Origin of the sequence: Humitalea rosea (assembly GCF_003253705.1) — a bacterium.
GTDB classification, from domain to species: Bacteria; Pseudomonadota; Alphaproteobacteria; order Acetobacterales; family Acetobacteraceae; genus Humitalea; species Humitalea rosea.
Genome location: NZ_QKYU01000016.1, coordinates 49209 through 70963, shown reverse-complemented (window position 1 = coordinate 70963; position 21755 = coordinate 49209). Strand labels below are relative to the sequence as shown.

Sequence of the window (21755 nt, the reverse complement as noted above, 5' to 3'; positions counted from 1 at the left end):
TCCGCCCCCCCTCACACCCCCAACACCCCCTCCGCCTCCCTGACAACCTCCGCCAACGCCCCCTCCCCAAACGGCGACCGCAACCCCGCCGACCGCACCAACTCCTGAAACGGCATCGCCCCGCCCCGCCCGCACAGCGCCACATACCGCTCCAGCGCCCCCGGAAAATCCCGGCGCGAGGCGACCCAGAACTGCATCGCGCAGCACAGCGCCAGCGTGTAGTCGATGTAGTAGAACGGGCTGTTGAAGATATGCGCCTTGGCCTGCCACCGCCCGCCCTTGGCCGGGTAGGCAAGGTCGCCATACTCCGTCCACGGCATGTAGCGCTGCTCCAGCCGCTGCCACATCGCGTGCCGCTCGGCCGGCGTCGCGTCGGGGTTGGCATAGACCTCATGCTGGAAGTGATCGACGCAGACGCCGTAGGGCAGGAAGGCCAGGCTGCCGATGATATGCATGCGCCGGAACCGATCCGCCGCCTCCTCCCCCACCAGCAGCCCCATCTGCGGATGCGTCAGGAATTCCAGCCCCATGGAGTGGATTTCCGCCGCCTCCATGGTCGGCCAGAGCAGGTCGATCCCCGGCTGCCCCCGGCTTTCCCAGCATTGGAAGGCATGGCCCATCTCATGCGTGAAGACGCCGATATCCTGCTGCGTGCCGTTGAAGTTCGCGAAGATGTAGGGAACCCCCACCGTCGGGAAGGAGGTGCAGAACCCGCCCCCCGCCTTCCCCGGCCGGTTCTTCAGATCCAGGAACCCCCCCGCCACCATCATCCGATAGAACTCGGCCAGCCGCGGATCGATGCGGTCGAACATCACCTGCGCCTCGGCCACCAGATGGTCGTGGTCGCCGATCGGCGCGGGATTGCCCTGCGGGTCGACAAAAGCCTCGTCCCAGTAGCGTAGCCGGTCCCAGCCATTGGCGACGCGCCGCGCCTCCAGCAGCCGCGCGACCAGCGGCACCACATGCTCCGCCACCTGGTCGCGATACCGCGCCACATCCGCCGCGTCGTAATCCACCCGCCGCATCCGGCGGTAGGCGAGTGCCGTGAAGTCGCGATCCCCCAACTTGCGCGCCATGCCGTGCCGCAGCTTCACCAGCGCGTCAAAGATCGAATCCAGCTCCTCGCCGTGCCGCGCGAAGAACGCCCAGCGCGCCCGTTCCGCCTCATGCCGCACCTCGCGGTCCCGGTGCTCGGCATAGGGCGCGAGGCCGGCCAAATTCACCACCACCCTGCAGATCTCGATCTCGGCCGAGGCCAGCAGCGCGGTGTAGCGCGCGCCCAACCGGCTCTCCTCCTCCAGATCCGCCGCGATCACGGGCCGGAAGGTGGTGATGTCGGTCTCCCACAGCCGCAGCGCATGGGCGCCGACCAGCGCCATCAGCGCCGCGCGGTCCGGGTCAGCCAGCAGCCGGCGCTTGAGGGCGACCTCCATCCCCTGCGCCTCGGGCGCCAGGGCATCGGCGTAGTCACGCGCGGCGCGGGCGGCCTCGTCGCGGGTGTTCTGGGCGAAACGCAGCCCGACCAGGGAGGACCAGGTCTCCACCTCGCGCCGCAGCCCGTCCCAGGCGGCGATGGCGGCGGGGCGGTCGCCCGCGTCGAGCAACGCCTCGATGGCGGCATAGCGCCGGGCCAGGCCGTCGCGGGTGGGGGTCTCGGCGGAGATGTCGGAGAATTGGAGCGTCATGCCCCCAGGTCAGGCCGTGGCGCCGGCCCCGTCAACAGGGGGCCCGTCAAGAACAGGGGGCGACAGGAAGATGGGGCGCGGGGTCGATCGCCCGCCCGCCGAGGCGGATTTCGAAGTGCAGATGCGTGCCATAGGTGACGCCGCTGCGCCCCACCCGCCCCAGCCGCTCCCCCCGCGCCACGCCGCGGCGGCCGGAGGCGAGGGCCGGCGCCACCGTGCCGAGATGGGCGTAGCGGGTGACGGCGCCGCTCGGGTGGCGGATCTGAACCTCCAGCCCCGTGGCACCGATGCGGCGGATGGCCACCACCTGCCCCGCCGCCGCCGCCTGCACCCAGGCCCCGGCGGGGGCGGGCAGGTCGATCCCCGAATGATTGGTCGAGGCGCGCGGCCCGATGTCATCCCCACGCGCGCCGAAGGGGGAGGAGATGCAGGCCGGCCGCACCGGCAAAACCAGGTCCGGCACCTCCTGCGCCATGGCCGGGCCGGCCAGCGCCAGCAGCAGGGCGGCCCCGGCCTTCATCCCATCAAGGCCAGGCCTTCGGCGACCGAGACGAATTCGCCGCCGCCGGTGATCCGCTCCGCGCCGAAGCGGTCCACGAAGAGTTGCCGCACCGCCGGCACCAGCGAGGTGCCGCCGGTCAGGAACACCCGGTCCACCTGCCCCGCCGCGATCCCGGCATCGGTCAGCGCCGCATCGATGGCGCCGGCCATCTGGGTCAGTTCCGGGGCGATCCAGGCCTCAAAGTCGCGGCGCAGGATGGGGGCCTCGACCACGAAATCCTCGTTGCGGAAGGAGAGGGTCGCCTCCTCCGCGCCGGAGAGCGCCGCCTTCACGCCGGAGACGGCGCGGTAGAGGCTGTAGCCGGCCTCATCCTCGATGAAGCGGATCAGCCGGTGCAGCCGCTCGGGGTGCTGCGCGGTGCGGGCGACCTCGGCGATGTCGCGCAGGGTGCGCGGCGCCCGCATCAGCGGCAGCCGGTGCCACCGGGCGAAATTCGCGTACCAGCTCGGCGGGATCGGCATCTGGCGGCCCATGACGCCATAGGTGCCATGTTTGCCGAGCAGCGGCGACACCACATGGTCGATGATGCGGTAATCCAGCGCGTCGCCGGCGATGCCGACGCCGGTATGGCCCAGCGCCCGCACCCGCCCCGGCTGCGCCGGATCGAAGCGCAGCAGCGAGAAATCCGAGGTGCCGCCGCCGAAATCGCCGACCAGCACCGTCGCCGCGCGATCGAGCCCCGCGGCAAAACGGTGCCCGGCCGCGGCGGGTTCGAGGCCGACCTCGACCTCGGGCAACCCCGCCTCGGCGAAGCTCGCGCGCAGCCGGGTCTCGCCGAAGGCGTCATCGGCGAATTCGCCGGCGAAGCGCACCGGGCGGCCGACCACCACGCGGGCGCCGGCCATCTCCTCCGCGAAAGGCCCCAGTAGCGCCCGCAAAAACAACGCGATCAGCCCCGGCAGGCTGTAGCTGCGCCCAAAGATCCGCGTCTCGGTGAAGGAGGCGGTGGCGAGGTAGCTCTTCATCGACATGATCAGCCGGGCGGCCAGCGGATCGTCCAGATAGGCCTCGATCGCCGCCGGCCCCGCGGCATGCTGGGTGCGGCCGGCATCGGCCCAGAAGCACAGCACGGAGCGGAACACATCCCCGGTGTCGTGGCTGAGGGCGATGACGCTGCCATCGGCCCGCCGCGCGGCGACGACGCTGTTGGTCGTGCCGAAGTCGATACCGATCACTGGGGTCACGCGCGGGAACATCCGGAAATGGGCGGGGGTTGAAGCCCCCCCAGGCCCGCTTGGCAAGGGATGGTTCGGTGTAACGATCCGGTCCTATGCTTCCCCCATGAGGGCCGGAACGGCCGCAGTGGAGGAAAACACCCATGAATCGAAGGTCGCTCCTGCTCGGTATCGGGGCTGGCGCCCTGGCCGCGCGCCCGGCTTTGGCCGAGGACGCGCCCTGGCCCATGCGCCAGGTGAAGATTGTCATCCCCTTCGCCGCCGGCGGCCCGCAGGATGTGCCGGCACGGGTGATCGCGGACCGGCTGTCCCGCCGCCTCGGCGCCACCTTCTTCATCGAGAACCGGCCGGGCGCCGGCGGCGGGCTCGGCGCCCAGGCGGTGGCGCAGGCGGCCCCGGATGGGGGGACGCTGCTGTTCATCTCCTCCTCCATCTCGATCATCCCGACCTTGCGGCCGGGGCTGGGGCTCGACCCGGTGCGGGATCTGGCGCCGCTGAGCCTGGTCTGCGACGTGCCGGCCGGGCTGATGGTGCGGGCGGAGTCGCGCTTCACCTCGCTGGCCGATCTGCTGGTCCAGGCGCGGGCCAATCCGGGCAAGTTCACCTATGGCTCGGGCGGCGTCGCCTCGGCGAACCATCTGGCCGGCGCGCTCTTCGCCTCGCTGGCCGAGATCGACGTGGTGCATGTGCCGTATCGCGGCATCAGCCAGGCGGTGAACGCGATCTACACCGGGGAGATCGACTTCATCTTCGGCAGCACGATCGAGGTGCTGGCCCATGCGGCCCAGGGCCGCGCCCGGCTGCTCGGCACCACCATGACCGCGCGGCTGGCGGAACTGCCCGATGTGCCGGCGATCGGGGAGCAGGTACCGGGGTATGAGGCGCCGAACTGGTTCGCGATGTTCACGCCCAAGGGCATGTCGGAGGAATTGACCGGGCGGCTGGTCAGCGAACTCGCGCTGCTGCGGCAGGACCGCGACCTGCTGGACCGCTTCGCCGCGGGCGCCGCGATCCCGCGCCTGGACGGGCCGGCGCCGCTGGCCCGCCAGCTCTCGCAGGAGATCGAAAAATGGCGCGGCGTGATCGAACGCGCCGGCATTGAACCCGTTTGATTGACCCGTTCGAAGGAGGCAGACATGACCAGCATGACGCACATCAAGATCGAACCCATCAAGGGCTCGGTCAGCGCCGCCGAATGGCAGGCGCGGGTCGATCTCGCGGCCTGTTACCGGCTCTGCGACGGCTATGGGATGTCGGATATGATCTACACCCATATCTCGGCACGGGTGCCGGACAGCCCGAACTACTTCCTGCTGAACCCGAACGGGATGCTGTTCAGCGAGATCACCGCCTCCTCCCTGCTCAAGGTCAGCATGGATGGGGAAATCGCCTACAAGCCGGACACGCCCTACGGCATGCATCCCGCGGGCTTCACCATCCACAGCGGGCTGTATCGCGCGCGGCCGGATATCCAGGCGGCGATGCATACCCATACCGTCGCGGGCATGGCGGTCTCCTCGCTGAAATGCGGGTTGCTGCCGCTGACGCAGACGGCGACGCGCTTCTATGGCCGCATCGGCTACCACGACTTCCGCGGGCCGGAGCGCGACCCGTCCGAACGCGCGCGGCTGGCGCAGAGCCTGGGGTCGTTCAACTACCTCATCCTGCGCAACCATGGGCTGATCACCGCCGGGGCCTCGGTCGCCGAGACCTTCAGCGCCATGTATGGGCTGGAACGCTCCTGCCAGGCGCAGTTGCAGGCCATGGCCTGCAATACCGAGCTGAACATGCCGTCCGATGAGGTCGTCGCCGCCTCCTGCGCCATGTATGGGCCGGAGATCTCGCGCAGCTACGGGCTGCTGGAATGGCCGGCGCTGCTGCGCAAGCTGGATGCGACCCAGCCCGGCTACGACGCCTGAGCCGATGGGGCAGGATCGCATCCGCCTGCGATCCTGCCCTAGAGTTTTCAGAACGCCTGGAGGACCCCGCCATGGATGCCATCGCCCCACCCCCCGTCATCCGCCTGAACGAGACGGATGGCGTGGTGATCGCCCGGCAGGCGCTGCCGCCCGGAACCACGGTCGCCCCCGGCGTCACCACCCTGCGGCGCATTCCGCCGGGGCATAAGGTCACGGTGCGGGAACACGCGGCCGGCGAGGCGATCCGCCGCTACGGCCAGATCATCGGCTTCGCCACTGTGCCGATCGCGGCCGGCGAATGGGTGCATACCCACAACTGCGCGATGGGCGACTTCGCCCGCGACTACGCCTGGGGCGTGGACGCCAAGCCCACCCAATACGCCAATGATCCCGCCACCTTCGCGGGCTTCGTGCGGCCGGATGGGCGGATCGCGACGCGCAACTACATCGGCATCGTCACCTCGGTGAATTGCTCGGCGCATGTCGCCGACCTGATCGCCATGGCCTTCCGCCGCAATCCGCTGACCGGGGAGGACCCGCTGGCGGCCTGGCCGAATGTCGATGGCGTCGTCGCGCTGACCCACAAGACCGGCTGCGGCATGACCGATGGCGAGCCGCTGCGCGTGCTGCGCCGGACGCTGGCGGGCTATGCGCGGCACGTGAATTTCTCCCATGTCATCGCCATCGGCCTCGGCTGCGAGGTCAATCAGATCGGCGGGATGCTGGAGGAACAGCGGCTCTCCGGCCGGCTGCGCAACATGGACATCCAGGAGATGGGCGGCACCCGCAAGACGGTGGCCGCCGGCGTCGCCTTCGTGCGCGAGGTGCTGGATGAGGCGAACCAGGTCGAGCGCGTGCCCTGCCCGGTCAGCGGGCTGACCGTGGCACTGCAATGCGGCGGCTCGGACGGGTATTCGGGGATCACCGCCAATCCGGCGCTGGGGGCGGCGTCGGACCTGATCGTTCGGCATGGCGGCACGGTGATCCTGTCGGAGACGCCGGAGACCTATGGCGCCGAACATCTGCTGACGCGGCGGGCGGTGTCGCGCGAGGTCGGGGAAAAACTCGTCGGACTGATGCGCTGGTGGGAGGCCTATACCGAACGCGAGGGGGCCGAGATGAACGCCAACCCGAGCCCCGGCAACAAGGCGGGCGGGCTGACGACCATCCTGGAGAAGTCGCTGGGCGCGATGGCCAAGGCGGGGACGACGAACCTCGTGGATGTGATCGGCTATGCGGAACCCGCGATCGCGCGCGGCTTCGTCTTCATGGACACGCCGGGCTACGACCCGGTGGCGGCGACGGGGCAGGTGGCGGGGGGGGCGAACCTTGTCTGCTTCACCACCGGGCGCGGCAGCGTTTTTGGCTGCAAGCCGGCGCCGTCGATGAAGCTCGCGACCAATACCGCCATGTACCAGCGCATGGAGGACGACATGGATGTGAACTGCGGCACCATCCTGTCCGGCGAGGAGGATGTGCAGGAGGCGGGGACGCGGATTTTCGCCCAGATTTTGCGGACCGCCAGCGGCGAGCGGACCAAGAGCGAGGGGTTCGATTTTGGCGGGTCGGAGTTCGCGCCCTGGGTGTTGGGGGCGACGATGTAGGGGCCTTACTGCCTTACTATCTTACCATATTACCGATTGCTCCGGGGGTTTTGCGGTCGATCCGGGCGTGGCTGGGGTCTTGATGCGCGGTTTTCGCACAAGGACTCGCTGCGGTGCAAGGAAATTATTCCTCTGGCAAGTTGCGCTTCCATGGGAGGAGGTTGTCGTCACCGCGCTTCGGCCCTCCGTCGCGCATCTTCTACGACGTTACGCCCTCCACCGCAGGCTCCCTTCGGCCGTGCCTGGGCCGATCGTTAGAGAGGGAGGTCCAGGACCCTCAGGGTCCTGGCGGGGAGCGCGAGGGGCAGCGCCCCTCGCAACCCTTCCTCACTCCGAATAGGCGACCGTATTCTGCGTCTGTTCCCCCAAGCCCGCGATGCCCAGATGCATCACCTGCCCCGCCCGCAAGAACACCGGCGGCTTCTTGCCCAGGCCCACGCCCGGCGGCGTGCCGGTGCTGATCACATCGCCCGGGTGCAGCGTGATGAAGTGCGAGACGTAGCTCACCAGCTTCTTCACCCCGAAGATCATCGTGCGGGTGGAGCCATCCTGCATACGCATCCCGTCCACGTCGCAGAACATCGCCAGATCCTGCGGATCGGGGATCTCATCCGCCGTCACCAGCCAGGGGCCGAGCGGGCCGAAGCTGTCGCAGCCCTTGCCCTTGTCCCAGGTGCCGCCGCGCTCGATCTGCCATTCGCGCTCGGACACATCGTTGCAGACCGCATAGCCCGCGACATGGCTCATGGCCGCATCTTCCGAGACGCAGCGCGCGGTGTCGCCGATGATGATGGCAAGCTCGACCTCCCAATCGGTCTTCACGCTGTCCTTGGGGATGGTCACATCGTCATCCGGGCCGCAGAGCGCGCCCAGCGACTTCAGGAACACGATCGGCTCCTTGGGGATCGGGCTGCCGGTTTCGGCCGCGTGGTCGGCGTAGTTCAGCCCGATGCAGACGAAGTTCTTCATCCCGGCGACCGGGGGGCCGAGGCGGGGCCGGCCCTCGACCTTGGGCAGGCTGGTGGGGTCCAGCGTCTTGAGCTTGGCGATCCCCGCGGCAGAGAGCGCGGCGCCGGAGAGGTCGGGGATGACGGAGGACAGGTCGCGGATGATGCCATCCGCATCCAGCATCCCCGGACGTTCGTGGCCGGTATGGCCGTAGCGCAGCAGCTTCATGGCAAGGCTCTCCTCAAGTCGGTCGGGATCATTCTACAGGGTCCAGCCGCCATCGATGACGATGCCCTGGCCGGTGACGAAGGCGCTTTCATCCGCCGCGAGGTAGGTGGCAAGGGCCGCGATCTCCTCGGCCGTCGCGAGCCTGCCCATCGCCTGCCGCGCGACGAAGCTTTGCCGCGCCACCTCCAGGCCCCCGGCGGCCGTTGCATTGGCCGCGATCCGGTCGCCGAGGGAGGGCGTGTCCACCGTCCCCGGGCAGAGGCAGTTCACCCGGATACCCTGCGCCACCACATCCGCCGCGGCCGCCTTGGTCATGCCGACCACGGCGGCCTTGGTGGTGCCGTAGAGGAAGCGGTTGGGCGCGCCCTTCACCGAGGAGGCGGCGCTGGCCATGTTGACGATGCTGCCGCGCTTGCGCTCGATCATGCCAGGCAGCACCGCCGCCATGCATTTCCACATCGCCCGCACATTGAGCGCGAAGGCGAAGTCCCATTCGGCATCGGTCGCGGTCAGCGCGGTGTTCTGGTGCACGAAGCCCGCGCAGTTGAACAACACGTCGAAGGGCCCGTGCTCGGCGACGATGCGCGCGACGGCGGCATCATCCATCACATCCAGGGCGGCGGTGGTGATCCCCGCCCCGGCGAGCGAGGCGACCAGCGCCGCATCGCGGTCGGTGGCGACGACGCTGGCGCCCTCGCGCGCGAACATCAGCGCGGTGGCGCGGCCGATGCCCTGGCCGGCGGCGGTGACGAGGCAGCGGCGACCGTTGAGACGACCGGCCATCAGTGGTTGTGCCGGCTTTCGCCGCGCGTCTCCAGGATGTTGAGGTAGAGCGTCGCAGGCTCCAGGCAGCCGCCGGAGCCAAGCTGGCCGACCATGCTGCGCTGGATCTCCTCCCACGGCGTCTTGCTCAGCAGCACCGGGGGCACCCAGGCGGCGCGGCGTACCGCGAGTTCCGCCTCGGGGATCAGCACATCGACGCGGCGGGTGTTGAGGTCGATGCGGATCGGGTCGCCCGATTGCAGCAGCGCCAGGCCACCGCCGACCGCGGCCTCGGGCGAGACGTTCAGGATCGAGGGGCTGGCCGAGGTGCCGCTCTGCCGCCCGTCGCCCATGGTGGGAAGCGCTGTGATGCCGCGCTTCAGCAGGGCCGCGGGGGGCTGCATGTTCACGACCTCGGCGGCACCGGGGTAGCCGACGGGGCCGGTGTTGCGGATGACCAGCACGGTGCGTTCATCCACGCCAAGGTCCGGGTCCTCGATGCGCGCGTGGTAATCCTCGGGGCCCTCGAAGACCACGACCTTGCCCTCGAAGATGTCCGGGGGATCGGAGAGGAAGCGGGCGCGGAATTCGGCGTCGATCACGCTGATCTTCATCACCGCAGTGTCGAACAGATTGCCGGTCAGCACGATGAAGCCCGCATGCTCCTTCATCGGTTTTTCGTAGGCGCGGATGACCTCGCGGTCGCCGTCGGCGATCTTGGCGAGGTTGTCCGCGATGGTCTTGCCGGTGACGGTCATGGCCTGCGGGTTCAACCGCCCGGCGGCCAGCAACTCCTTCATCACCGCCGGCACGCCGCCGCCCTGGTGGAATTTCTCGCCGAGGAAGCGGCCGGCCGGCTGGCAATCCACCAGCAGCGGCACATTGGCGCCGACCCGCTGCCAGTCGTCCAGCGTGTGGTCCACGCCCATGTGCCGCGCGATGGCGACCATATGCGGCGGGCAGTTGGAGGAGGCGCCGATGGCGGAGGCGACGGCCACCACATTCTCGAACGCCGCCTTGGTCATGATGTCGGAGGGGCGGAGGTTGGCATTGACCATCTCCACGATCCGCACCCCGGTCGCATGGGCCATCTGGCCGCGCTCGCGATAGGGGCCGGGGATGGCGGCACAGCCGGGCAGGCTCATGCCCAGCGCCTCGGCCAGCGAGTTCATCGAGAGCGCGGTGCCCATGGTGTTGCAATGGCCGACGCTGGTGCTGGAGGAGGCGACCAGATCCATGAAGCCCTCGTAGTCGATCTGGCCCTCGGCCAGCATCCGCCTGGCTTCCCAGACGATGGTGCCGCTGCCGGTCAGCCGGCCGTGGTAATGCCCGTCCAGCATCGGCCCGCCGGAGAAGACGATGGCCGGGATGTTCACGGTCGCCGCCCCCATCAGGCAGGCCGGCGTGGTCTTGTCGCAGCCGGTGGTGAGCACGACGCCATCCAGCGGATAGCCGTGCAGAACCTCGACCAGCGAGAGGTAGGCGAGGTTCCGGTCCAGCGCCGCGGTCGGGCGCTTGAGGGTTTCCTGGATCGGGTGGATCGGGAATTCCAGCGGCACGCCCCCCGCGTCGCGGATGCCGGCGGCGATGCGGGTCGCAAGCTCGATGTGGTGGCGGTTGCAGGGGGCGATGTCGCTGCCGGTCTGGGCGATGCCGATGATCGGACGCCCCGATTGCAGCTCGCCCCGGGTCAGGCCGAAGTTCAACTGACGCTCGACATAGAGCGCCGTCATGCTCGGGTCCTGCGGATCGTTGAACCAGCGTTCGCTGCGAAGCTTGAACGCGCGTTTGGTCTGGTCGAACTCGGCCATGATATGCCTCCGCTTCCCGCCCTTTTATGGCGCCAAGGGTCATGGGCAGCGGGGGGACTGTCAACATCTGAGGAAAATCCGGGCAGGACCCGACCGATTCCGCCCGCGAAACAGTCGTTTGCAACCCAAGGTGTCCATAATCTGACGCCGGTTTCATACCGCTGCCACTGCGACGACGGCCGAGGTCTGCGATGAGGACATCTCAATTCCTCGCGGGGCGATTGTTCGCATGCGTCTGAAGCTCGGTGCTCTCCTGGCCGCCTCGCTCCTGCTCCTGGCCCCCGTGCTCTGGGCCCCCGACCTGCGGGCGCAACCCAGCCCTGGGGCCCCGGCCGGGCCGCCGGCCGTCTCGGTCTCCGCCGCCCCCGCGACCATCGGCCCGGTGCCGCTGGAGGTGCTGGCCAATGGCATCGTCCAGGCCACCGCCATCGTCTCGGTCCGCGCCCGGGTGGATGGGCAGATCGAGGTGGTGCACGTCCAGGAAGGCCAGAGCGTCACCCGCGGCCAGCCCCTGTTCACTTTGGACAGCCGGGCCAACCGCGCCCTGCTGGCGCAGCAGCAGGCCAATCTGGACAAGGACCGCGCGCAACTGGCCCGCGCCCGGTCGGATGCCCAGCGATACGCCGCGCTGCGCTCGGATGCCTATGCCTCCGCCCAGCGCGCCGAACAGGCCGCGGCCGATGCGTTGGCGGGGGAAGCCCAGGTGCGCGGGGATGAGGCGCAGATCGAACAGACCAGGCTGAACATCAGCTTCGCCGAAATCCGTGCCGAGGCCGATGGCAGGCTCGGCGCGCTGCCGATCAAGGCGGGCAACCTCGTCCGCCTGGCCGAGGGCACCGTGCTCGCCACCATCACGCCCACCGACCCGGTGCTGGTCACCTTCAACGTCCCGGAACGCTGGCTGGCGGAATTGCGCGCCGCCACCACCCGGGGCGAGACCCCCCGCGCCCGCGTTCGCGCGCCGGAGGACGCCAGCGGCGCCCCGGTCTGGGGCAACCTCGTCTTTATCGACAGCAGCGTGGACCAGCAGACCGGCACCATCCTGCTCAAGGCCCGCTTCGACAATGCCGAGGGCCGGCTCTGGCCCGGGCAATATGTCGAGACGGTGCTGGTGCCGCGCACGGATGCGGCCGCGCTCTCCGTCCCGGTCGCGGCGGTGCAGACGGGGCCGGAGGGGCGGTTCCTCTTCACCCTCAAGGATGGCACCGCCCATCGCGTCCCGGTGCGGCTGCTGCGGCTGGCCGGGGACCGCGCGGTGCTGGCGGCCGAGGCGCTGGGCGCCGGCGACATGGTGGTGACCGAGGGCGCCCAGCGCCTGCGCGACGGCATGCGCGCCGTGGCCCGAGGTGCTGCCGGCGCCCGGCCAACCGCCGAGGCGACCCCGGCCGTGCAGCAGGCCGCGATCCAGCAGGTTTCCGGGCGATGAACATCTCCGAACTCTGCATCCGCCGGCCGGTCATGACCTCGCTGCTGGCGATCGGCACGGTGCTGGCCGGGGTGCTCGGCTATCTGTCCATGCCGGTCGCGGCGGTGCCGCGGGTGGATTTCCCGGTGATCTCGGTCACCGCGAGCTTTCCGGGGGCGAGCCCCGAGACCATGGCGACCTCGGTCGCGCTGCCGATGGAACGCGAGTTCAGCACCATCGGCGGGCTGGAGCAGATGAGCAGCTCCAGCGGCCAGGGCACCCTGCAGATCACGCTGCAATTCGTGCTGTCGCGCAACATCGATGCCGCCGCCCAGGATGTGCAGGCCGCGATCACCCGCGCCCAGCGCCGCCTGCCGGCCGAGATGACGACGCCGCCCAGCTACCGCAAATCCAACCCCGCCGATGCGCCGGTGCTGCTGCTGGCGCTCTCGGGCGGCGATGTGCCGCTGTGGCGGCTGAACGACATCGCCTCGACCCTCGTCTCCCCCGCGCTGTCGCGGGTGCCGGGGGTGTCGCAGGTGCAGACCTATGGCGAACAGCTCTACAGCGTGCGGGTGCGGCTCGATCCGGACCGCACGGCGGCGCTCGGCGTCGGCGTGGACCAGGTCGCGACCGCGATCACCTCCGCCACCACCGTCACCCCCGTCGGCACGCTCTCCGGCCAGCGGCAGCAACTGACCATCCGCGCCAATGACCAGCCGCAGAATGCGGAGGATTTCGGCAAGCTCGTGGTGGTCGCGCGCAACGGCGCGCAGGTGCGGCTGGGCGACATCGCCGAGGTCTCGGACAGCGTGCAGAACGAACGCATCTCCTCCTGGCGCAACGGCAGGCGCTCGCTGATCCTCGCGGTGCAGCGCCAGCCGGATGCCAATACCGTCGCGGTGGTGGATGGCGTGCGCGCAGCCCTGCCGAGCCTGGAGGCATCGCTGCCGCCGGGCGCGGTGCTGGATGTGATGCTGGACCGCAGCCAGTCGATCCGCGCCTCGGTGCATGACGTGCAGGAGAGCCTGCTGATCGCCATCGGCCTCGTGGTGCTGGTGATCTTCCTGTTCCTGCGCCGGGTTTCGGCGACCTTGATCCCGACCATCGCGGTGCCGATCAGCCTCTGCGGCACCTTCGCGCTGATGTACCTGCTCGGTTTCGGCATCGACAACATCACGCTGCTCGGCCTCACCCTCGCGGTCGGGCTGGTGGTGGATGACGCGATCGTGGTGCTGGAGGTGATCGTCCATCACATGGAGAAGGGGATGCCGGCGCGGCAGGCGGCCATCATGGGCGCCAAGGAGGTCGGCTTCACCGTGCTCTCGATCACCGCCTCGCTGATCGCGGTGTTCCTGCCGATCCTGATGATGGGCGGCGTGGTCGGGCGCGTGTTCAACGCCTTCGCCGCCACCGTCTCGCTCGCGGTGATCGTCTCCTGCGCCGTGTCGCTGACGCTGACGCCGCTGATGGCCTCGCATCTGCCGAAACACAAAGGCGGCGGCGCGCTGGACCGCATCCTCGAAGGCGGCTTCCGCGGCATCGAGCGCGGCTATGCCTTCGTGCTGGACCTCGCGCTGCGGTTTCGCTTCGTGGTCTGGATCGTGTTCTTCGCCACGCTCTTCGGCGCCGGCTATATCGCGACGGTGATGCCCAAGGGCTTCTTCCCCATCGAGGACACCGGGCAGGTCTCGGTCTCCACCGAAGGGCCGCGCGATGCCTCCTATGAGGCGATGCTCGACCTCTCGGCCCAGGCCGCCCGGATCATCGGCGAAAGCCCCTATGTCGTCTCCGTCGTCAACAATGTCGGCGCCAGCGGCCAGAGCCAGGTGATCAACCAGGGCCGCATGTTCCTGGAGCTGAAGCCGCGCGACGAACGCCCCTCGGTGCAGGAGGTCATCCAGGATCTGCGCCGGCGGACCTCACGCGTGCCGGGGCTCGCGGTCTTCTTCAACCCGATCCAGAACCTGTCCTTCACCGCACGGCAGGCGCGCACGCAATACATCTACACCATGCAGGGGCTCTCGACCGGCGACCTGTATGAGAGCGCGGAACGCATGGCCACGCGGCTGCGCCGCATCCCGGGCTTGCAGGATGTGAACACTGATCTGCAGATGGATGCGCCGGTGGTGAATGTCTCGGTCGATCGCGACCGCGCCAGCACGCTCGGCGTCACCCTCGATCAGGTCCGGCAGGCGCTGTATTCGGCCTTCGGCGCGCGGCAGATCGCGACGATCTTCGGCCAGGCGAATGCCTATCCGGTGATCCTGGAGGCGCTGCCGGAAGACCAGCGCGATGAGACCGGGCTCGCCAAGCTCTATATCCGCGCCACCGCGAATGGCGCGGCGACGGGTGCGACGCGGTTGGTGCCGCTCTCGGCGCTGGCCACGATCGATCGCTCGACCGGGCCGCTGACCGTGGCGCACCAGGGGCAGTTGCCGGCCGTCACCATCGGCTTCAACACCGCGCCGGGCGTGTCGCTGGGCGAGGCGGTCACCGCGATCCAGGCCGCCGAGCGGGAATTGGGCCTGCCGCTCTCCGTCGTCACCGGGTTTTCCGGCACGGCGCAGGTGTTCCAGGCGGCCCTTGCCGGCCAGGGCTTCCTGCTGCTGGCGGCGATCTGCGTGATGTATCTGGTGCTGGGCATCCTCTACGAGAGCCTGATCCATCCGTTGACCATCCTCTCCGGCCTGCCCTCGGCCGCCTTGGGCGCGCTGGCGACGGTGTGGTGGTTCGGGATGGATCTGTCGGTGATCGCGGTGATCGGCGTGCTGCTGCTGATCGGGCTGGTGAAGAAGAACGCGATCATGATCGTCGATGTCGCGCTGCAACGGCAGCGTGACGGGATGGCGCCCGTCGATGCCGTCCGCACCGCCTGCCTGCTGCGCTTCCGCCCGATCCTGATGACGACGCTGGCCGCGGCGGCGGGCGCCGTGCCGATCGCCATGGGCTGGGGGGCGGCGGCGGAGCTGCGCCAGCCGCTCGGCCTCGCGGTGCTGGGCGGGCTCGCGGTCAGCCAGTGCCTGACCCTGTTCGTGACGCCGGTGCTGTATCTGGGCTTCGACCGGCTCGGGCGGGCGCTGAGTTTTCGCCGCGCGCATCCGGCACCGGAGCAGGCGCTGCCGGCGGAGTGAGGGGGCACCACATCACGGCTCTGGGCTGCGCGTTGCAGGCACTTCCTCCCCACTCCCGCCCCCGCTACAGGGCAGCGACAGTGCCATCACCCGGAAGGATATTGTCGTGACAATCACCCGCCGCGCCGCCCTCGTGGCCGCCCTGGCCCCCCTCGCCGCGCCCGCGCTGGCGCAGGACGCGGCCTACCCGACCCGCCAGATCCGCCTGATCCTCGCCTTCGCCTCGGGCGGCGGCACCGATCTGGTTGCCCGCACCCTCGCCGCGCGGATGACGACCCTGCTCGGCCAGGCGGTGCTGGTGGACAACCGTCCGGGCGGCGGCGGCAATCTTTCGACCGAGCTGGCCGCCGCGGCACGGCCCGATGGCTATACGCTGCTGATGGGCAATCAGGGCCCGATGAGCGTGAACCCCACCCTGTTCCCCAACCTGCGCGTCGATCCCGCGACCGCGCTCGACCCGATCGGCATGGTCGCCGATGCGCCGCTGCTGCTGGTCGCCGGACCCAAGAGCCGCGCCAACACGGTCGCCGAACTGCTCGCCGAGATCCGGGCGGAGAAGGGCGACATGACCTATGCCAGCGCCTCCAACGGCTCGGCCAGCCACCTCTCCACCGCGCTGCTGTTGCAGACGACGGGGCTGGAGGCGACGCATGTCCCCTTCCGCGGCGCCGCCCCGGCGCTGACCGAGGTGATCAGCGGCAATGTCGGCTTCATGATCACCACCGTCCCCTCGGTGATGGGCATGATCAGCGGCGGGCTGCTGCGCCCGATCGCGACGACCGGCGACACCCGCCTGACTCAGTTGCCGAACGTGCCGACGGTCGCCGAGACCGTCCCCGGCTACCGCGCCACCGCCTGGTACGGGATCCTGGTGCCCAAGGGCGTGCCCCAGGCGATCCGCGACAAGCTGTCGGCGACGGTGCTGGCCAGCGTCACCACCCCCGAGGTCGCCACCCGCCTTCGCGACGAGGGCGCGGAGCCGAGCCGGATGGATGCCGCGGCCTTCGGCGCCTTCATCGCCGAGGAGCGGACGCGCTGGGCGCAGGTGGTGCGGGCCGGCGCGATCAACGTGGACTGAGGCAGCCTAATAGGCGTTGGCAGTTACTGACATCCAATTCGACGCGGCCAACGATTGTCATGAGGTCTATTTGGAGCATGATCGGTACATTCGGCCTGATCATGCTCCCAGAAGTGCTTTATTCTTGAGCATTATCGCTTCGCGATGATGCTCTGCTTTTACCTTTTTGCAGGTCTGCTTAGCGTTTCATGAATCGTAGCGTGGTGCAATCCGCACCCATTACTAATCTACGAGAGAGTGCTCCAAAGAATCCATTTGAGCAGGCTTTTATTGTAGCGTTGCGCAACGAGCTCGGGCATGCTTTTCGACGGGCGTGGGTCGTCGAGAAACACACCCGGCTTGGGAGCGGCGATGGAGATGAATGCGTTTCGAATGCGTCTTTGCTACCTGAGCGCCGCGTCCCTCGTTGGCTTGGTATTTTTTTTCATGATCGCACCAATTGCCGGCTATCCTCTGTCCTATCCCCGTGAACCATTGACCATGATCCAACAAATTGCGCCAGTCTTCATCGGATACATGGCGCTCGGGGCAAGGTTTTTTGTGCAGGGAAATATCGAAGAAACCCCAAATCCACGGACCGTTTTTCTTTTATTATTATTGAATCTATTTTTCTTTGTGTTTTTGGCTATATTTGCGCTTGTGATCATTGGTTTTGGCTATTCTAACAGTCATTGGGCAGATCCTGGATCAGGCATGACGCTTGATGATTTTTCTCTTATTACTTCCATTACATTGAGTCTGCTCACTGGCACCATCGGAACGCTTGCCGCTTACGCCTTTAAAATAACCGGGGAGTGAGAAGCGGAAAAATGCCGCATTTGAGATCCAAAAGCATGCTTTTTGCACTGCTTATGTTTGTCTTTTCGGTGCCGAATTGGGCAATAGCGCAGACAGTTCCGTTCGGATCACTGATTTTAAATCAAGATTTCTATTTTATTCCAGTTGATTATTGGAGACGGCTCGCACCTCTGCCACCCTTACTGCGTTGGACGTGCGTGCAGCCGGAGGTGAGCCTCGCTTGCAGTGTGCCTGCCTATCCACGGAACATGCTTGACCGGCTTCAGGATATAACGGGGCACAGCGGCTTAGTACCCGATGGATTCCCCGCTCTAAACCACCAGACAACCTCACTTTCAAGAATTCATGCGCGCTTGGTTCATCCGGAGTTCAGGTATAAAACTTCGGTGTTTTCTGAGGCTCCCCTGCCTCTCTTCCCCGCGGTCGGGAATTTTACCTTTCTTCAGACATTTAACGAGCAGGATCTCGACATTACCCACACCTACCCAAATCTCAACAGGTCGATTCTTCAGTTATTTGTTAGAAATATTTCGATTCATTACTTTGATCATTACTTTTTTGATTCAGGATTTTGGAGATATTTGTTTATTCGTGGATATGGTCCCTATAGCTATGAACAAGTCGATCATGATACTTTGCTGAACGATGCTTGGCAGGCTTGGGCGCGACTGTCGCAGCAAGGTGCCTCGAACTGCGATCAGGCACAGCTACGGGTGCAATGGCATGACGAGATCAATCTTGATGATCCACCTGAATGCGCTCGAATGGCGATCGTCGCCTTCGGCGGAGGCTGGGCGGGCGTGGCCGGAGGCTTCGCTCTGTGCCGGCTTGGTGACGGAGTACCGGCCAGAAACGCATATGCCACTAGCTGTATGCCTGTCGCCTACACCAGTACGTCAGGAGTGCGATATGTCCTATCGGTATTCGGGCCGATGGTAGCGGACGGTGTTGGTGGCGGTGACGAGGAGCCCGGCCGTATTCAAATCGCTTGTTCTCGCGACGGCGCCACCGACCTGCGACAATTGTCGATTGATGTCGCACGTGGTCTTGAAGGTGCGCGTCTTTCCTTAACAGTGCCTCAAAATACCGTGTTTTCTAGCCCGCGGCGGCTTGTTCGGGCCTTTCGGGAGGGCGGTCATGACGCATCATTTAACAGATTCATGTTTCTATCAATCTCTGCCGATGTCGTGGGGGCGATAACCAACAACACAGCGCCCGATCCTGAAATATATATTAATATCAGCGCGAGAGCGAGTCGAAGTAACGCCGCGAATTTTGATACTTATCCACCAGTTGATCGCAATTTGGCGAATACCATTTCGCAGCGCGTGATCGATTCCATGAAATCGGGGCGATTTAATTGCCAAGTGTATGGCTAATGCAGTTTTAATAGAACATTTGCGCGGCAGCGCTGCCCGATCGTACCCATCGCCGAAACCTTCTCCAACTACCGTGCCACCGCCTGGTACGGGATCCTGGTGCCCAAGGGCGTGCCCCAGGCGATCCGCGACAAGCTGTCGGCGACGGTGCTGGCCAGCGTCACCACCCCCGAGGTCGCCACCCGCCTGCGCGACGAGGGCGCGGAGCCGAGCCGGATGGATGCCGCCGCCTTCGGCGCCTTCATCGCGGAGGAGCGGACGCGCTGGGCGCAGGTGGTGCGGGCCGGCGCGATCAACGTGGACTGAGGCTCCGGCCCGGCACAGCCGACCGGCTCAATTCGTCTGGATATGCGCCTCGGTGATCACGCGGCGCCAGTTGACCGTATCCGCCGCGAGCAGCGCCCGCACATCGGCGGGGCCGCCGGTTTCCGCCGTCAGGCCGAGCTGGGCCATGCGCGCCTTGTAGGCGGGGTCCTCCGTCACCGTGCCGAGGGCCGCGGCAATCTTGTCGATCACCGGCTCCGGCGTCCCGGCCGGCGCGAACAGGGCCATCCACAGCACCGCCTCGAATCCCGGCAGGGTTTCGGCCACGGTCGGGACATTCGGCAAATTGGGCAGGCGCTCGCGGGAGGAGATGGCCAGCGCGATGGTCTTGCCGTCCTCCAGCGACGGCATGGCCTCCACGGGCGACTGGAAATTGCAGTGGATGCGCCCGGCCTGGAGGTCGAGCAGCCCCTCCACCCCGCCGCGATTGGGCACGGCGGTCATCTCGATGCCGGCCCGCTGGCACAGCATCTCGGTCGCCAGATGCACGACGGTGCCCACCACGCCGCCATAGTTCAGCTTGCCCGGGTTCGCCTTCGCATAGGCGATGAACTCGGGCAGCGTCCGCGCCGGAAGGCCGGGATAGATGTGGAAGACGAAGGCGCCGCGATACACCGCCCCGACCGGGGCCAGCTCCGTCATCGGGTCGCGCGGGGTCAGCCGGGGCTGCAGCGTGGGATTGATCGCGAGCGAGCTGGTGCCGGCCAGCAGCATGTATCCATCAGGCCGCGCATGCGCGACGGCGGTCGAGGCGATCGAGGTGGCACCCCCCACCCGGTTCTCCACCAGCACCCGCTGGCCGATGGCCGTCGCCAGCCGGTCGGCGGTCAGCCGCGTCGCGATGTCGGTCTGCCCGCCGGCGCCATAGGCGTTGACGACGGTGATCGGGCGCGACGGGAACGCGTCCTGCGCCCATGCCGGCACGGCGGCCAGCGGCAGGGTGGCGAGGACGGCGCGGCGGCCGAGAGCGGGGGGCATGTCTGGATCCTTTGCGGATTTTCGTTGGCCCGCATGGAGCAGGCAGTCTGATCGACGAAGCCAACCATGACGAAATCGTTCCGGTCAAGAAGGCCCGGCGTCAGTGTGGATGCTGCGGCTCAACCCGTGGTCAGGCAAGAACACATTGCGCGATCGCGCTACCCCCGCGGCGCCGCCGCCCGCAACAGCCGGTCGTTGATCGCCGCCCCCAGCCCCGCCTCCGGCACCGGCATGGCGGCGATGCCCAAAACCCCGCGCCGCGCGCCCTCCGCATCCAGCCAGCGCAGGCCGGCAAACAGCCGCGCCGCCGCCTCGGTCACATCGCCGCTCTCGCTCAACTGCCAGACCACGCCGGCGCCCGGCAGCGGCGGGCCGAAGGCGAGCAGCGCCTCATCCGCCGCGACCTGCCTCGCCCCCAGCCGCAGCGGCAGGTTCGGCGCGTAGTGGGAGAGCATCATCCCCGGGCTGCGCAGGCTCCGGCTGGCCTCGGCCGCCGAGAGCGGCAGCGGGCGGGAGACGGGGCCGATCACCGCCTCGATCGCCTCCACCGGCACCCCGCCCGGGCGCAGCAGCACCGGGCTGCGCTGGGTCAGGTCCAGCACCGTGCTTTCCAACCCGACGCCGCAGGGCCCGCCATCCAGCACCGCCGCGATCCGCCCGCCCAACCCCTCCAGCACATGCGCCGCCGTGGTCGGCGAGACCTGGCCCGAGCGATTGGCCGAGGGGGCGGCGACCGGCACGCCCGCGGCCTCCAGCAGCGCCAGCGCCAAGGGATGCGCCGGCACCCGCACCGCCAGGGTGTCGAGCCCCGCACCCGCCAGCAGATCGATGCGGCAGGTATCGCGGCGGGGCAGCACCAGGCTCAACGGGCCGGGCCAGAATGTTTCCGCCAAGGCGCGCGCGCGGTCGTCGGGGACGACCTCGGCCCAGGCGGCCTCGGCATTCGGAAAATGGCAGATCAGCGGGTTGAAATGCGGCCGCCCCTTGGCCGCGAAGATGGCGGCGACCGCCGGCCCCTGCCGCGCATCGGCGCCGAGGCCATAGACCGTCTCGGTCGGGAAGGCGACCAGCGCGCCGGCGCGCAGCAGCGCCGCCGCCCCCGCCAGATCGACGCTCTCGGTCACGCGCCGGAGGCGACGAAGGGCGGGTTCTTGTACCCCGCCCGCCCATAGGCCAGCGGCATCCCGTCGAAGCCCAGCACCCGCCCGCCGGCCGCGACCAGCACGGCCTCGGGGGCCGCCGTGTCCCATTCCATGGTGGGGCCGAAGCGGGGGTAGAGGTCGGCCACGCCCTCGGCGATGCGGCAGAATTTCTCGGCGCTGCCGATGTAGATGATCTCCGCGACATGCCGCCCTTCCAGGAAGGGCGCGAGCTTCGGGTCGCCCTGGTAGTGGCGGCTGGCGAGCACGGTGAGGCCCGCCGGCGGCGGGCGGCGGGCGGCGATGGCGCGGTCCCCCGTCGCATCCTGCTTCCAGGCGCCGACACCGATGATGCCGCGGAACATCTCGCCCTTGGCCGGGATCGCGACGGCGCCGAGCCAGGGGCGCCCGTTGCGGATCAGCCCGACATTGACGGTGAACTCCAGCCGCCCGGCGGCGAATTCGCGGGTGCCGTCGAGCGGATCGACCAGCCAGGCCAGCGCCCCGCATTCGGTGAGGCGCCCGGCGGCGACCTCCTCCTCGGCCACCACGGGGATGTCGGGGGTGGCGGCGCGCAGGCCTTCGACGATCAGCGCCTCGGCGACGCGGTCGGCCTCGGTGACGGGGCTGCCGTCGCGCTTCTCATCCACCGCGCAGCCGGCGGCGCGGATGGCCTCGATGGCATAGGCGGCGGAACGGGCGAGGCGGGTGGCGAGATCCAGCAGCGGCATAGGGTCCATCCCATGCTGATAGGACGGGATCGCGCCCGCTGCCACCACCGGATGGTGAACCCCGCCATGCGCCCCGCCCCTTACGGCGGGCGGCG

At 68.1% G+C, this 21755-nt stretch carries 18 protein-coding genes; 9 read left to right on the top strand and 9 right to left on the bottom strand.

The genetic code is table 11. The annotated features are described in order from the left end of the window. Positions 1-11: 11 nt before the first annotated feature. From C8P66_RS14615 to C8P66_RS14605, 3 genes are read right to left on the bottom strand one after another with little or no spacing between them, the layout of a single operon-like run. On the bottom strand, positions 12-1685 hold the full coding sequence (locus tag C8P66_RS14615) for a M3 family oligoendopeptidase (RefSeq protein WP_111399017.1): 1674 nt from the start codon (positions 1683-1685) through the stop codon (positions 12-14). 46 nt (positions 1686-1731) lie between these two features. After that, positions 1732-2205: a M23 family metallopeptidase gene (locus tag C8P66_RS14610; RefSeq protein ID WP_111399016.1), complete on the bottom strand. Its 474-nt coding sequence runs from the start codon at positions 2203-2205 to the stop codon at positions 1732-1734. Beyond that, on the bottom strand, positions 2202-3443 hold the full coding sequence (locus C8P66_RS14605; protein WP_111399015.1) for an Hsp70 family protein: 1242 nt from the start codon (positions 3441-3443) through the stop codon (positions 2202-2204). The genes C8P66_RS14610 and C8P66_RS14605 overlap by 4 nt, the downstream gene beginning before the upstream one ends. A 122-nt stretch (positions 3444-3565) precedes the next feature. Here C8P66_RS14605 and C8P66_RS14600 point away from each other — a divergent pair, with 122 nt between their 5' ends. The 3 genes from C8P66_RS14600 to C8P66_RS14590 all read left to right on the top strand — a co-directional run bounded on the left by C8P66_RS14600 (position 3566) and on the right by C8P66_RS14590 (position 6945). Continuing rightward, the gene (locus C8P66_RS14600) at positions 3566-4534 is read left to right on the top strand and encodes a Bug family tripartite tricarboxylate transporter substrate binding protein (protein WP_111399014.1); all 969 of its coding nucleotides are present in this window, start codon (positions 3566-3568) and stop codon (positions 4532-4534) included. A gap of 24 nt (positions 4535-4558) precedes the next feature. After that, complete coding sequence (locus C8P66_RS14595; protein ID WP_111399013.1) at positions 4559-5341, top strand: class II aldolase/adducin family protein; 783 nt, start codon at positions 4559-4561, stop codon at positions 5339-5341. A gap of 71 nt (positions 5342-5412) precedes the next feature. Further along, on the top strand, positions 5413-6945 hold the full coding sequence (locus tag C8P66_RS14590; protein ID WP_211314155.1) for a UxaA family hydrolase: 1533 nt from the start codon (positions 5413-5415) through the stop codon (positions 6943-6945). 327 nt (positions 6946-7272) lie between these two features. On the opposite strand, the gene C8P66_RS14585 is transcribed toward C8P66_RS14590, so the two are convergent. From C8P66_RS14585 to C8P66_RS14575, 3 genes are read right to left on the bottom strand one after another with little or no spacing between them, the layout of a single operon-like run. Next, a complete protein-coding gene (locus C8P66_RS14585; RefSeq protein ID WP_111399012.1) occupies positions 7273-8121 on the bottom strand; it encodes a fumarylacetoacetate hydrolase family protein in 849 nt (282 codons plus the stop codon). A gap of 33 nt (positions 8122-8154) precedes the next feature. Next, on the bottom strand, positions 8155-8904 hold the full coding sequence (locus C8P66_RS14580; RefSeq protein WP_111399011.1) for an SDR family oxidoreductase: 750 nt from the start codon (positions 8902-8904) through the stop codon (positions 8155-8157). Next, positions 8904-10694 (bottom strand): IlvD/Edd family dehydratase, encoded by a 1791-nt coding sequence (locus C8P66_RS14575; RefSeq protein WP_111399010.1) that lies wholly within the window; start codon positions 10692-10694, stop codon positions 8904-8906. Before C8P66_RS14575 ends, C8P66_RS14580 begins: the two co-directional genes overlap by 1 nt. Before the next feature lie 229 nt (positions 10695-10923). Here C8P66_RS14575 and C8P66_RS14570 point away from each other — a divergent pair, with 229 nt between their 5' ends. The 6 genes from C8P66_RS14570 to C8P66_RS14555 all read left to right on the top strand — a co-directional run bounded on the left by C8P66_RS14570 (position 10924) and on the right by C8P66_RS14555 (position 18794). Then, positions 10924-12120, top strand: a complete 1197-nt coding sequence (locus C8P66_RS14570) for an efflux RND transporter periplasmic adaptor subunit (protein ID WP_111399009.1) — start codon at positions 10924-10926, stop codon at positions 12118-12120. Continuing rightward, entirely contained in the window at positions 12117-15233 is a 3117-nt protein-coding gene (locus tag C8P66_RS14565) for an efflux RND transporter permease subunit (RefSeq protein ID WP_111399008.1), read from the top strand. Before C8P66_RS14570 ends, C8P66_RS14565 begins: the two co-directional genes overlap by 4 nt. A gap of 106 nt (positions 15234-15339) precedes the next feature. Continuing rightward, the gene (locus C8P66_RS14560) at positions 15340-16311 is read left to right on the top strand and encodes a Bug family tripartite tricarboxylate transporter substrate binding protein (protein WP_111399007.1); all 972 of its coding nucleotides are present in this window, start codon (positions 15340-15342) and stop codon (positions 16309-16311) included. Positions 16312-16608: 297 nt separating this feature from the next. Beyond that, the gene (locus C8P66_RS23565; protein WP_146422874.1) at positions 16609-17109 is read left to right on the top strand and encodes a hypothetical protein; all 501 of its coding nucleotides are present in this window, start codon (positions 16609-16611) and stop codon (positions 17107-17109) included. 35 nt (positions 17110-17144) lie between these two features. Then, complete coding sequence (locus C8P66_RS23560) at positions 17145-18488, top strand: hypothetical protein (RefSeq protein ID WP_146422872.1); 1344 nt, start codon at positions 17145-17147, stop codon at positions 18486-18488. A gap of 39 nt (positions 18489-18527) precedes the next feature. Beyond that, positions 18528-18794, top strand: coding sequence for a tripartite tricarboxylate transporter substrate-binding protein (locus C8P66_RS14555; protein WP_111399006.1), 267 nt, complete (start codon positions 18528-18530; stop codon positions 18792-18794). A 27-nt stretch (positions 18795-18821) separates the two neighbouring features. On the opposite strand, the gene C8P66_RS14550 is transcribed toward C8P66_RS14555, so the two are convergent. The 3 genes from C8P66_RS14550 to cysQ form a co-directional block, all read right to left on the bottom strand. Continuing rightward, entirely contained in the window at positions 18822-19790 is a 969-nt protein-coding gene (locus C8P66_RS14550) for a Bug family tripartite tricarboxylate transporter substrate binding protein (RefSeq protein ID WP_111399005.1), read from the bottom strand. A 158-nt stretch (positions 19791-19948) separates the two neighbouring features. Beyond that, positions 19949-20914, bottom strand: a complete 966-nt coding sequence (locus C8P66_RS14545) for an L-threonylcarbamoyladenylate synthase (protein WP_211314154.1) — start codon at positions 20912-20914, stop codon at positions 19949-19951. Next, positions 20911-21669: a 3'(2'),5'-bisphosphate nucleotidase CysQ gene (gene cysQ, locus C8P66_RS14540; protein WP_111399003.1), complete on the bottom strand. Its 759-nt coding sequence runs from the start codon at positions 21667-21669 to the stop codon at positions 20911-20913. Before cysQ ends, C8P66_RS14545 begins: the two co-directional genes overlap by 4 nt. Between the last annotated feature and the right edge of the window lie 86 nt (positions 21670-21755).